General features: G+C 73.3%; 8 protein-coding genes. 4 read left to right on the top strand and 4 right to left on the bottom strand.

Annotated features, from left to right (window positions below):
* The first annotated feature begins 44 nt into the window (after positions 1-44).
* On the top strand, positions 45-2,660 hold the full coding sequence (locus rosag_RS24030; protein ID WP_284352731.1) for a M1 family metallopeptidase: 2,616 nt from the start codon (positions 45-47) through the stop codon (positions 2,658-2,660).
* A 73-nt stretch (positions 2,661-2,733) separates the two neighbouring features.
* Here rosag_RS24030 and rosag_RS24035 read toward each other — a convergent pair whose 3' ends face one another.
* From rosag_RS24035 to rosag_RS24050, 4 genes are all read right to left on the bottom strand, one after another.
* Positions 2,734-3,630, bottom strand: coding sequence for a ferritin-like domain-containing protein (locus rosag_RS24035; protein WP_284352732.1), 897 nt, complete (start codon positions 3,628-3,630; stop codon positions 2,734-2,736).
* Between the two features lie 13 nt (positions 3,631-3,643).
* The gene (locus rosag_RS24040; protein ID WP_284352733.1) at positions 3,644-4,339 is read right to left on the bottom strand and encodes a ferritin-like domain-containing protein; all 696 of its coding nucleotides are present in this window, start codon (positions 4,337-4,339) and stop codon (positions 3,644-3,646) included.
* Between the two features lie 809 nt (positions 4,340-5,148).
* A complete protein-coding gene (locus rosag_RS24045; protein WP_284352734.1) occupies positions 5,149-6,030 on the bottom strand; it encodes an EamA family transporter in 882 nt (293 codons plus the stop codon).
* 31 nt (positions 6,031-6,061) lie between these two features.
* The gene (locus tag rosag_RS24050; RefSeq protein ID WP_284352735.1) at positions 6,062-7,147 is read right to left on the bottom strand and encodes a TolB family protein; all 1,086 of its coding nucleotides are present in this window, start codon (positions 7,145-7,147) and stop codon (positions 6,062-6,064) included.
* Between the two features lie 108 nt (positions 7,148-7,255).
* On the opposite strand from rosag_RS24050, the gene rosag_RS24055 reads away from it, so the two are divergent.
* From rosag_RS24055 to rosag_RS24065, 3 genes are all read left to right on the top strand, one after another.
* Positions 7,256-8,491 carry a PepSY-associated TM helix domain-containing protein gene (locus rosag_RS24055; RefSeq protein WP_284352736.1) on the top strand — a complete coding sequence of 412 codons (1,236 nt, stop codon included), beginning with the start codon at positions 7,256-7,258 and terminating at the stop codon, positions 8,489-8,491.
* 519 nt (positions 8,492-9,010) lie between these two features.
* On the top strand, positions 9,011-11,986 hold the full coding sequence (locus rosag_RS24060; protein ID WP_284352737.1) for a SusC/RagA family TonB-linked outer membrane protein: 2,976 nt from the start codon (positions 9,011-9,013) through the stop codon (positions 11,984-11,986).
* Between the two features lie 2 nt (positions 11,987-11,988).
* Positions 11,989-13,368 (top strand): RagB/SusD family nutrient uptake outer membrane protein, encoded by a 1,380-nt coding sequence (locus tag rosag_RS24065; protein WP_284352738.1) that lies wholly within the window; start codon positions 11,989-11,991, stop codon positions 13,366-13,368.
* Positions 13,369-13,429 lie beyond the last annotated feature (61 nt).

Consider the following 13,429-nt stretch of genomic DNA (forward strand, 5'->3'; position numbering starts at 1 on the left):
GTAGCCCGTCGCGCGACCCGGCGACCGCGCGGTATGCTTCGGTCGTGACCACACTCCTCTCCCGCCTCGCCCTCGCCGCCGCGCTGGCGGTCGCCGCGCCGGTCGTCGCGCAGCCAGTCGCCAAGGACGCCGGCGCCGACGCGATGCCCGCGCTCGGCGCCGGCGTCTCGCGCGAGCTGGCCGCATGGCGCGCCGCGCGCGTGCGCGACGTGCGCTACGACCTCGCGCTCGACGTCACGCGCCCCGACACCGCGACCGGCCGCGTGACCGTCCGCTTCGTGCGGCGCGGCGACGGCGACGCGGTGCTCGACTTCCGGGGGCTCGCGCTGTCCAGCGTGCAGGCGAACGGCCGCGCGCTCCCCGACGTGCGCGGTGACGGCGCGCACGTGCGCGTGCCGGCCGCCGCGCTGCGCGTGGGCGAGAACACCGTGACGCTGGACTTCGCCGCGGCCATCGCGCCGGCCGGTGCGAGCGTCATCCGCTACCGCGACGCGACCGACGGCGCCGACTACCTGTACACGCTGCTCGTCCCGTCCGACGCGAACGCGCTCTTCCCCTGCTTCGACCAGCCGGACCTGAAGGCGCGCGTGACGCTGTCGCTGCGCGTGCCCGCCGCGTGGACCGCCGTCGCGAACGGCCCCGCCGTCGCCGACTCGGTCGCGGGCGAGGACCGCCTGCTGCGCTTCGCCGAGACGCGGCCCATCAGCACGTACCTCGTCGCGTTCGCGGCGGGGCCGTGGCACGTCGCGACGCGCACGGTCGGCGGCCGCACGATCTCGCTCTACTCGCGCGCGTCGCGCGCCCGCGAGGTCGAGGTCGACTCGCTGATCGACGCCAACGCCCGCGCGCTGGCGTGGCTCACGACGTACTTCGGCCGCCCGTATCCGTTCGCCAAGTACGACATGGTGCTGGCGCCGGCGTTCCCGTTCGGCGGCATGGAGCACCCGGGCGCCGTCTTCTACAACGAGGAGAGCTTCGTCTACCGCGAGCGGCCCACGCAGCCGCAGCGCATCGGCCGCACGGCGACCATCTACCACGAGGTCGCGCACCAGTGGTTCGGCGACCTGGTGACGATGCGCTGGTTCGACGACCTGTGGCTCAAGGAAGGCTTCGCGACGTACATGGCGGCGCGCATGCAGGCCGCGCTCGACCCGGCATCGGAGGCGTGGAAGACCTTCTACCTCCGCAACAAGCCGACCGCCTACGCCGTCGACGCCTCCCTCGGCACGACGCCGGTCTGGCAGGAGCTCGGGAACCTCGACCAGGCCAAGAGCAACTACGGCGCGATCGTCTACAACAAGGCGCCGTCGGTGCTGAAGCAGCTCGAGTACGTCGTGGGCGAGCGCGCGTTCCGCGACGGCGTGCGGCGCTTCCTCGCGCGGCACGCCTACGCCAACGCGACGTGGCGCGACCTGCTCGCCGCCGTCGGCGAGGCGTCCGGCCGCGACCTCTCGGCCTGGGGCGCGCAGTACATCCTGCGGCCCGGGCTCCCGGTGCTCGAGGCGACCGCCGCGGACGGCGGCGTCACCATCACGCAGCGTGCGGCGCAGGACCTCTCGGGCGGCGATCCGTGGCCCATCCGCGCCGAGCTGCTCGTGAAGGGCGACGGCGCGTCGCAGCTGCGGCGTCCGGTCACGCTGGCCGGCCGCACGACGCGCGTGCCCGTCGCGCCAGACGCCGCCGCGCTCCTCTTCCCCAACGCGGGCGACCACGCCTACGCGCTGACGCTGCTCGACTCCGGCTCCGTGCGGTGGGCCGAGCGGCACCTCGGCGACGCGCGCGACGTGGGGGACGCGCTGCTGCGCGCGCAGCTGTGGGGCGCGCTGTGGGACCTGGCGCGCGAGGCCCGCTACGCGCCGACGCGCTTCCTCGCGCTCGCTCAGCAGGCGCTCCCCACCGAGCGCGACGAGCAGATCGCGGGCTTCGTGCTCGCGCGCGTGACGCGTGCGGCGACGCGCTGGCTCGGGCCCGCGCAGCGCGACTCCGTGCTGCCGGCGCTGGAGGCCGTGCTGGCGCGCGCGGCCGACGACACGACGCGCCCGTACGGCATCCGCAAGGCGCACCTGGACGCGCTCGTGTCGGTCGCGCAGACGCCCGCGGCGCTGACGGCGCTCGACGCGCGCCTCGACTCCGCGACGGCGGCGGGGGCGCCGCTGCGCGGGCCGACGCGCTGGGCGATCGTCACCACGCTGGTCGCGCGCGGCGCACCGACCGCCGAGCGGCGACTGGCCGAGGAGTCGCGCCGCGACTCGACGAGCGAGGGGAAGCGGCGCGCGTTCGTCGCCGGCGCGGCGCGCGCGGACAGCGCGGTCAAGCGCGCGTACTTCGCGCGTTACTTCGCCGACCGCGCCCTCAACGAGGAGTGGGTGACGGCGAGCCTCGGTGCGTTCGTGGCGCCGGGGCACGAGGCGCTCGTGCGGCCGTACGTCGCGCCCGCGCTCGACTCGCTGCCATGGATCCAGCGCAACCGCCGCATCTTCTTCCTCGGCAGCTGGCTCGACGCGCTGGTGGGCGGGCAGGGGACGGCCGGGGCGCTGGCGGAGGTCGACGACTTCCTGCGCACGCATCCCACGCTGCCGGCGGACCTGCGCCGCAAGATCCTGCAGAGCGCCGACGAGCTGCGGCGCACGGTGGCGGTGCGCGCGGCGTTCGCGCGCTGAGAGTCGAGCGCACACGCGACGCGGGGCCGGTGCGCATCGTCGCGCACCGGCCCCGCGTCGTCGGGGGATCCGCTCAGACGATGAAGGGATCGACGATCGCCAGCACCTCGGCCATCGTCAGCGGCTCGTCGAACGCCTCGGTGACGGCGTCCTGGCCGATGTCGAAGTCCGGACGCAGGCGCGCCATTAGCGGCACGACGTTGACCCCCGCGTGCGTCGTGTTCTGCTCGCCCGCGTAGACCGCGTTCGCGCCCGGGACGTCGGTGACGTTGCGCGTGATCCAGCCCTGGTAGAGCGGGTCGGTCTCGCTGAACGCGCCGCGCATGCGGCGGATCTGCGCCGCGTGGCGCGCCTCGACGGAGTGGACCTGCAGCGCGGCCTGCAGCGCGAAGTTGTTGCCGTCGGGGCCGCGGAACGGACGCAGCGCGGGCGCCTGGCCCTTGTACGCGCGCACGCCCGTGTCCTCGAACGCCTGCGCCACGGCCATCAGCGTGCCGTAGCCGCCCGGGCTGAAGAGGCCCGCGTAGGGCCCGCGTCCCGAGCCGTTGCCACCGGTGAAGTCGAACGTCGGCTTGGCGACCGCGGCGGCGCCGAGCGTGCGGCGCAGGAAGTCGACGTGCGCGCGCTCGTGGTCGCGGATCGTCGCGAAGACCGCGGCGTCACGCTCGGGGACGATGCCCGAGTTCACCGCGCGCACGTAGAACTCCGCCTCCAGCTCCTCAAGCGTGAGCGCGAAGTTGAAGATGTTCACGACGGCCGCGGGCAGGCCGCCGGTCTGTCCGAACGCCTCGCGCGCGAGCGCGGCCAGGGCCACGGGCGCCGATGCGACGCGCAGCGCGGTCGCGAGGCCGACGGACGCGGCGGCCCCGCCCTTGAGGGCGGCGCGGCGCGTGAGCGGCGCGGTGAGGCGGCCGACGAGCTCGGGATCGCTGGCGGCGAGCGCGGGGAGGAGCGGCTGGTGCTGGTCCATGGGGTCCTCGCGCTCAGGCGTTGACGACGGTGATGTTCTGCACGACGAACGGCCGCGCCGCCGACAGGACCTGCGTGGGCGTGAGCGCCGGGTCGAACGCGTCGGGCGCGAAGGCCGACGAGGTGTTGCCGTTGCGCACCGCGCGGATCGCGGACGCGTGGCGCGCCTCGACCGAGACGATCTTGCCGGCGACGGCGAGGAACGCCTCGTTCGTCAGGTAGCGGCCGGCGCCGTTGTAGGCGCCCACGCCGAGGTCCTCGAACGTCTGCGCGGTCGTGAGGACGGAGTCGCGGTTCGTGAAGTTGATGCTCGCGAAGTTCACCGAGAGGTCGGGGATCGCGCTCGTGCCGAGGGCGGCACGGAAGAACTCGCGGTGCGCGATCTCGTGGTCCCGGAGGTCGCGCAGGATCGACTGCTCGCTCGGCGTAAAGCGCGAGGTGAAGCCGCTCGTCGCGACGACCTGCGTGTAGAACGCCGCCTCGAGCTGCTCCAGCGCGTAGGCGTAGTTCAGCACGTCCACGTCGCTCGAGAAGTCGAGCGTCACGTTGTTGCCGTTGACGACCGCGAAGCTGGCGTCGCGCGGCGCCAGCGGCGCGGTCGACGTGTCGGTGCACGCGGCGAGCGCGCCTCCGACGGTCAGCGTCACGCCCGCGAGCCCCGCGGCGCGCAGGAAGTCGCGGCGGCTGCGCTCCGCCGGCGGCGCCGACACAGCGCGCGGGTTCCCCTGTTGCGTCCCGTCCATATGGTGCTCCCCTCCTCCCCTGAACCCGGCGCTGCGTCGTCGCCCTCCACCAGCCGGCCGGTGGAAGCGTGGGCCTCTCGTGAGGCCGTGAGACGTCGGCGCACGCGCGTCGCTCACGCCGACGCGTGCACCAACGACCGATCGTGTACGGCGCTCGCCGCACGATGGATGTGTCGCGAGACCTGACACGCATCTCGGCGCGACGCGGCACCGTTGGCAAGCGACGAGCCATGATGAGGCGTGCGTCATCAGCTCAGGCGGATGAACGCGTCGATCGTGCACGGAGTGCCCGTGAACGCCATCAGGTTGCCGCTGCGCGATGCAGCAGCGTGCGTTCGTCGACAGCTGTGGTGCAGGCCAGCTGCGTGATGCGTGGACGCCATCGACGCGATGGAGCAGCACTGCATCGGTCGACGGGATGACCCAGGAGGCTCCGTGCGGCGCGCCGTTCCATGCGCCATGCGGAGCCTCCTGGTCATCCCGTCATCCTGCCCAGTGCCGTTCGCCGTTCAGGGTCCCGCGCGCTGTGCCGGAGTCTGCGAACCGGGGACTACGGATGCTCCGGATGAGACGGATGCTCCGGATCCCTCCTCCTGCCGGCGACGTCCCATGCGCCGGTGCGGAGGAGATCCGTCTGATCCGCCTCATCCGAAGCATCCGTATCCAGACGCGCAGTGCGTGCAGGCCGGCTGCGACGTCGGTCGCCGAGGGCATGGAGCCACACGCAGCACGCAGCACGCAGCACGCAGCACGCAGCACGCAGCACGCAGCCGGCTCTATCGCCCCCACGCCATCAGCAGGCAGCCACAGAGCAGCAGCGACACGCCGAGCCGCCGCGGAGCGGACACGTGCTCGCCCAGCAGCCGCGCGCCGAGCCACACGCCGACCGCGATGCTGAACTGCCGCAGCCCCACCACGTACGTCGAGCCGCCGGTGCGCAGCGCCGCCAGGGCGAGCCCGTAGCTCAGGGTGTTGAGCACGCCGACCGTGATCGCCGCGCCGCGGTGTGCGCGCCATTCCGCGCGCACCGCGGGCACGCCCTCGGCGCGGACCACCCATGCGAGGTAGCCCGCGCCCGCGCACGCCGTGTAGCCGTAGAAGTACGCCCACAGCGAGACGCTGCGCACCGCGTACTTGTCCCAGATCGTGCTCGTGCCCAGGATGAGCGCCATCAGCAGCGCGAGCAGCGTCGCGGGGCCGCGCAGCTGCGTCGCCAGCTCGCGCCACGCCTCGCGCCGCAGCGCGGGCAGCTGCATCACCAGCACGCCCGCGACGATGCAGACGATCGCGATCCACCCGAGCGGTCCCACGCGCTCCCCGAAGGCGAGCCAGCCGAGCGGCGGTAGGAAGAGCAGCGCGCCGCCGCGCGCGATCGGATAGATGAACGACAGGTCGCCGACGCGGTACGCCGCGCCGAGCGTGACGTAGCCCGCGAGCACGAAGAAGGTGCCGAGGGCGATGAACGGCCCGACGCCCGCGAGCGTTCCCGCCGGCGCGCGCCACGCCAGCGCCAGCGCGGCGGGCAGGAACACCACCGCCTCCGCCGCCTTGCTGAGCGCGATGAAGGCGCGCGTCCCGCCGGCGCGCTTCAGCAGGTAGTTCCAGTACGCGTGCGCGGCCGCCGAGATCAGGACGAGGAAGACCGCGGTCGGCGTCACGCGCGCGTCGCTCGCGGCGTCACGAACGCCCTCACGGGCGCCACTCGGCGATGAACAGGTTCGTGTCGCCGGCCCGGTCGGCGCCGCGGTTCGACGCCCACACGAGGCGCTTGCCGTCGTGGCTGAACATCGGGAAGCCGTCGAACTCCGGGTTGCGCGTGATCTGCTCCAGCCCCGTGCCGTCGAGGTTCACCGCGAACAGGTCGAAGTTGCGGCTGCGCGGGTTCTGGTGGTTGCTCGAGAAGACGATGCGCCGTCCGTCCGGCGTCCACGACGGGCCGAAGTTCGCGCCACCGAGCCGCGTGATCTGCCGCTGGTCGCTGCCGTCGGCGTTCATCACGAACAGCTCCATCCGGTTGGGGCGGATCATCCGCTGGCCGAGCAGCTCGCGGTACTGCCGCAGGCCGGCCGAGTCCTCGGGCGCGTAGTGCCAGGCGCGGTAGACGATCTTCGTGCCGTCGGGGCTCCACCACGGGCCGCCGTCGTAGCCCGGCGTCGTCGTGAGGCGGCGCACGTCGCTGCCGTCGACGCTCATCGTGTAGATGTCGAGGTCCCCGTCCTTCAGCGACGTGAACACGATGCGCGTCCCGTCGGGCGACAGCACGCCCTCGGCCGTGTACACGCCGTAGTTGGTGAGGCGCTTGAGGTCGGAGCCGTCGCGGTTGGCCGTGTAGATGTCGTACGGGTCGATGCCCCACACGTAGCCCTTCGACGGATCGGGCTTGGCCGGGCACGCGGCGCCGGCGGCGTGCGTCGAGGCGAAGAAGAGCCGCCGGTCGCCCGGCAGGAACCAGCCGCAGGTCGTCTTGCCCTCGCCGTTGGAGACGCGCGCGAGCTGCGTGCCGTCGACGCGCACCACGTACTGCTGGTCGCAGGCGCGCCCGTCGCGCGTGCTCTGGAAGGTTAGCCACTGGTCGTCGTGGCTGAAGTACGCCTCCGCGTTCTCGCCGCCGAAGGTGATCTGGCGGACGTTCGCGAGGTGCGTCTCGCCGCTGTCGGGCGTCACCGCGCGCGCGGGCGACTGGGCGGGCGGCTCGCCACCGGTGGAGACCACGACGCCGCGCGAGCAGGCGGCGGCGGCCAAGACGGCGGCGAGCAGGAGGCGCGGGCGAGGCATGCGATGCGGGGAAGGGGTGGCCGGAAAGAAAGCGCGCGAGGCCGCGCCGGGGAGCCCTGTGCTCAATTCCGATTGACAAGGTCGGGATTGCCGGCAAGGTTCCCCGCCATGCCTGCGCCCATCGCCTCCACGGCCCCCACCACCCGGCGCCGCGGTCTCTGGACCGGCGTCGTCCGCCCCACGCTGTTCTGGCTGCACCTCGTCACCGGCGTCGCGGCCGGCGCGGTCGTGCTGATCATGTCGCTGACCGGCGTGCTGCTGACCTACCAGCGGCAGATCACGACGTGGTCCACCGGGACGGTGCAGGTGCCGGCCGGGGCGACGCGCCTCCCGCTGGACACGCTGGTCGCCCGCGTGCGGCTGGCCGAGCCGGGGGTGAAGGTGACCGGCGTGACCGTGCGCGACGAGCCGAACGCGCCCGTGGCGGTCGGCGTCGAGCCGCGGCGGACCATCGCCCTCGATCCGTACACGGGCGCGGTGCTGCCCGGGAGCCCGGACGTGCGGGCGTTCTTCGCGGCCGTCGAGCGGTGGCATCGCTCGCTCGCGACCGGCCCGTCGGTGCGCGACCCGCTGGGCGTGAAGATCACGGGCGCGAGCAACCTGGCCTTCCTCTTCCTGCTGATCAGCGGCGCCTTCCTCTGGTGGCCGCGGAAGGTCAGCCGCCGCTCGCTGCGCGCGGTGCTGGTCCCGACGTTCCGGGCCCGCGGGCGCGCGCGCGACTGGAACTGGCACCACGTCATGGGAGCGTGGACGGCGCCCGTGATGCTGCTGGTCGTCTTCACCGCGGCGATGATCTCGTACGCCTGGCCGGCGGCGCTGGTGATCCGCGCCTTCGGTGGCGAGCCGCCGAAGGCGGAGGCGCCGCGCGAGGGCGGTGGGCGCCCGGGCGGTGCACGTCCCGAGGGACCCGCCTTCGCGCCCGACCTCGACGCGCTGTTCGCGAAGGCCGGCGCGGCGGCGCCCGGGTGGAAGCAGCTCCAGCTCCGCTACCCGGCAAACGGCGCCAAGACGGCCACCCTCACCGCGTCCGCGACCGCCAGCAACCGCCCCGACGGGCGCACCACGCTGACCGTCGACGCGCGCTCGGCCGAGATCACGAAGGTCCAGCCCTATGCCAAGCTGCCGGTCGCGCAGAAGGTGCGGTCGTGGGTGCGCCCGGTGCACACCGGCGAGGCGGCGGGCGTCGTCGGGCAGACGCTGGCGGGGCTGGCGTCGGCGGCCGGCGTCGGCCTCGTGTGGACGGGGCTCGCGCTGACGCTGCGCCGCCTGCTGGCGCGGGCGCGGCGGCGGGCGCTGGAGGTGGTGGAGGACGGCGAGGACGAGCGTCGGCCGGTGGCGGCCTGACCCGCTGATGCACGCCGCGACGCGGCGTTGAGGCGGTGTTGAGGCGCGCCGCGCGCGCTTGCGGCGTGTTCCGGGCGGCCCTATCGTCGCCCCCGTAGGGCTCGCGGAGCGGGGGATCGGCACGACCGAGTCCCCCGCGACGTGTGACGCTTCGTGTGACGCCTCGTGCTCGCGCCCGGTCCGTCCTTCACAGGAGGACGCACGACGATGCCGTCGCTCCCGTGCCGTGCCCGCACGCCCGCCGCTGTCGTCGGCGGCCTGCTCGCCCTCGCGCTCCCGGCTGCGCGCCCCGCCGCGCTCGGTGCCGGGTTGCTGCGCCGCGGCGGGGCTGATCGACGCGCCCCCCGCGCACGCCGCCGCGTTCACGCTCGCGCAGACGTTCGACGTCCGCGCGGGATTCGACCCGCCGCGCGGGGGGGCGACCACGGCGCATCCGCCGCGTCCGGACCACGACGCGTTCGGCCCGCGCGCGTGTCGCGCGCGGTGGTCGGTGTGCTGCCCTGACTCCCAGGAGGCCACATGCGAGGGAACTCCGTCGTCGTCTGCGCGCTCGCCGCCGCGTGCGCCGGTGCGCTCGCCGCCGGGCCGGCGCGCGCGCAGGCGCCCGCGCGCACGGTCACCGGCACGGTCGTCGAGGAGGGGAGCGGCGCGCCGCTCCCGGCGGCGCAGGTGCAGCTGCGCGGCACGACGGTCGGCACCATCACCGGCGACAACGGCACGTTCACGCTGCGCGTGCCGGCCGGCGACGTCGTGCTGCTCGTGCGCCGCATCGGCTATCCCGCCGTCGAGGCGCGCGTCGCCGCCGACCAGGGCACGGTGCGCGTGAGCATGCGCAAGGACGCGCTGAAGCTCGAGGAGATCGTCGTCACCGGCCAGGCGACGGGCATCTCGCGCCGCAACCTGCCCAACTCCATCGCCAGCGTCAGCGGCGAGGAGGTCACGAAGGTCTCGTCGCAGACCATCGAGCAGGCGTTCCAGGGCAAGATCGCCGGCGCGCAGATCGCGCAGAGCACCGGCGCGCCGGGCGGCGGCAACCGCGTGCGCATCCGCGGCATCTCGTCGATCCTCGGCAACGCGACGCCCCTGTACGTCGTCGACGGCGTAATCGTCAGCGACGTCTCCATCGGCACCGGCACCAACAAGGTCACGGGGGCGGCGGGCACCGCCATCTCCGCGGCCACGCAGGAGTCGCCGGTCAACCGCATCGCCGACCTCGATCCCAACCAGATCGAGAACGTCGAGATCCTGAAGGGCTCCGCGGCCGCCGCGATCTACGGCTCCAAGGCGTCGGGCGGCGTCATCATCATCACCACCAAGCGCGGCGTCGCCGGCGCGCCGAAGTGGCTGTTCCGCGGCGGCGTGGGAACGCCGCGCCTGGCGTACCGCAACGGGCAGCGCCGCTTCCCCTCGGTCGAGGACGCGACGCGCGCCTTCGGGCCCACCGCGCCGCAGTACTTCGACGCCTCGCGCTTCATCGACTACGAGTCGCTGGCCTACGGCAACGAGCCGATCAACGGCGACGTCGCCCTGCAGGTCAGCGGCGGCAACGAGGCCACCCGCTACTTCGTCGCCGGCTCGGCGCGCGACGAGGAGGGGATCGTCGCCCGCACGTACGCCAAGAAGTACGGCGCGCGCATCAACGTCGACCAGCGCCTCACCGACCGGCTGCAGCTGCAGGCCGGCACCGAGGTGCTGCGCACGCTCAGCGACCGCGGGCTGTTCGGCAACGACAACGCGGGCAACTCGGTAGCGTACACGCTCACCAAGGTCCCGTCGTTCCTCGACCTGCGCCAGCGCGAGGACGGCACCTGGCCGGTGAACCCGTTCTATCCGTCCAACCCGCTGCAGACCATCGCGCGCTTCAAGAACAGCGAGGGGGTCTGGCGCAACATCACCACCGGGCGCCTCACCTGGGACATCGCGCAGCGCGGGTCGCAGGAGCTGCGCTTCGTGGCCTACGGCGGCACGGACGTGCTGAGCCAGCGCAACGAGGTGTTCTCGCCGCCCGACCTGCAGTACGAGCCGGCCGACAACCTTCCCGGCACCTCGGTCGTCTCCGACGCCACCAACCAGAACGCGAACGCGAACCTCAACCTGGTGCACGTCTGGCGGCCGCTCGCCCGCCTCTCCGCCACGACGCAGCTCGGCACGCAGTACGAGCGGCGCAGCTTCGCGCTCAACCGCGCCAGCGCGCAGAACCTGCTCGGCGGCCTCGAGGTCGTGACCTCGGGCACGATCCGCGACGTCGACGAGCAGCGCCTGCGCGTCGTCGACTTCGGGCTCTTCGGCCAGACCGAGCTGCTGCTGGCCGAACGGCTGCTGCTGACCGCGGGCGCGCGCGCGGACCGCAGCAGCAACAACGGCGATCCGTCGAAGTTCTTCCTCTTCCCCAAGGCGTCGGCGTCGTACCGCATGCCCGGGCTGCTCGCCGGGCTGGTGGACGAGCTGAAGGTGCGCCTGGCCTACGGCGAGACCGGCAACCAGCCGCTCTACGGGCAGAAGTTCACGCCGCTCGACCTGTCGAACATCGGCGGCGCGGGCGCGTTCCGCGTGGGCACCGCGCGCGCCGCCAGCGACCTGCGCCCCGAGCGCCAGCGCGAGCTGGAAGGCGGGTTCGATCTCGCGCTCTTCCGCAACCGCGCCACGCTCGACCTGACCGCGTTCCAGCGCCGCATCTCGGACCTGCTCATCACGCGCACGCTGCCGCCCACCAGTGGCTACTCCTCCGAGACGTCCAACGGCGCGGCGATGAAGGTGTGGGGCTTCGAGACCTCGCTGTCGGCGTTCCCGGTGCAGGGCGCCGTCACCTGGAACACGCGCTTCAACCTGGGCGCCAACCGCAGCCGCATCACGAAGCTGCCGGTGCCCGCGTTCCTGCTCGGCACCCCGCAGGTGGGCGCGGTGCGCATCGAGGAGGGGAAGAGCGCGACGCAGCTGATCGGCAACGACACGCTGCCGCAGCCGGGCGGGCGCGTCGTCGTCCCCGTGGTGATGGGCGACGGGAACCCGAAGTACAACGCCGGCTGGGGGAACGAGATCCGCTGGAGGGGGCTGTCCGCGTACGCGCTGCTCGACCGGCAGCAGGGCGGCATGCTCGCCAACGGCACCTGGCGCCACTACGACCTCGGGCAGAACTCGCGCGACTACGACGCGACCACGGCGACCGGCCAGAAGCTGGGCGAGGTGCGCCGCACGACGTACCTGCAGGTCACGCGCATCTACTACCAGGACGCGTCGTACACCAAGCTGCGCGAGGTCACGCTGGGCTACGACCTGCCGCGCGCGCTCACGCAGCGCCTCTGGTCGCGCGCGCAGTCCGCGCGCCTCCAGCTGAGCGGCCGGAACCTGTACTGGTGGACCGACTTCCGCGGCGGCGATCCGGAGGCGGAGAACTTCGGCGCGGCCAACGTGCCGTCCTCCATCCAGCGCAACCGCGAGCTGGCGGCGTATCCGGCGAGCCGGCAGTACTGGCTCAACCTCAACGTGGAGTTCTGACGATGCGCGCCCTCCTGTGCGGTCTCGTCGCCGCCGCCTGCCTGGTCGCGGGCGGCGCGGGCGCGTGCCGCGAGGTGACCGTCCCGAACTACAACTCGCCGAACGTCGACCAGCTCACCAGCAACCCCAACGCGGCGACGGTCAACACGACCGCGCTCGGCCTCCTGGTGGGCGCGCGCGCCACCGTCGGCGCGTACGCCACCACGCTCGGCGTGCTCGGACGCGAGGTCTACAACCTCGACGGCGCCGAGCCGCGCAACGTGCTCGGCTTCCTCGTGGGGCCGCTGGAGCCGGGCGGCTTCGGCACCGACATGGGGTGGACCGCCACGTACCGCCAGCTGCTGACGGCGTTCACCGTCCTCGACGCGGTCGAGAAGGCCGCCGACTACACGGCGGCGCAGAAGGAGGCGGTGCGCGGCTTCACCAAGACCTTCATGGCGCTGGCCTACATGGACCAGCTGCGCATCCGCGACACCTTCGGCATCGTGCTCGACGTCGATCCGAGCGCGCGGGAGCTCGGCCCGTTCGTGACGCGCGACGAGGGCTATGCGCGCGCCGCGCAGCTGCTGGACGAGGCGCGCACGCACCTGGCCGCGGGCGGGACGGCGTTCCCGTTCGCGCTGCCCGCGGGCTTCGCGGGCTTCAACACGCCCGCCACCTTCGTGCGCTTCAACCGCGCGCTCAAGGGGCGGCTGGAAGTCTACCGCCAGCGCTGGGCGGACGCGCTCGCGGCACTCGGCGAGTCGTTCCTGAACACGGCGTCGCCGACGCCCGCGACGCTCGCGGCCGGCGTGTACCACTCGTTCTCGACCACGTCGGGCGACGCGGTGAACCCGCTGTTCGATCCCGCGCCGCGCGCGCTCACGGCGGTGCCGTCGTTCCTCACCGAGGCGCGGCTGCAGCCCGACGGCACACCGGACCGGCGCGCATCGTCCAAGGCGGTGGTGGGCCCGGTCTCGCTGAGCACGCAGGGCGTGACGTCGAACGTCCGCATCACCGCGTACGCCAGCAACGTCGCGCCGGTGCCGATCATCAAGAACGAGGAGCTGATCCTGCTGCGCGCGGAGGCGCGCCTGGGGACGGGCGACCGGGCGGGCGCGATCGCGGACCTGAACCTCGTACGCACCGTGTCCGGCGGGCTGGCGCCGCTGGCCGCGACGTTCGCCGGCGACCTGGTGGACGAGATCCTCTACGACCGCCGCTACTCGCTGTTCTTCGAGTACGGCCACCGCTGGGTGGACGCGCGCCGCTACGGACGGCTGGCCACGCTCGCGAAGACGCTGCCGTCGCACCGCGTCTTCCCGATCGTGCCGATCCCGATCGACGAGTGCAACCAGCGCACGCCGCCGCCGCGCGGGTGCGTGCAGGTGTCGGGGTCCTGACGGGCGCGCCGGACCCGAACTGCGAACTGCATTTGCAAGGATGAAAGTCTGAGAAGATCTG

The organism is Roseisolibacter agri (assembly GCF_030159095.1).
GTDB lineage: Bacteria > Gemmatimonadota > Gemmatimonadetes > Gemmatimonadales > Gemmatimonadaceae > Roseisolibacter > Roseisolibacter agri.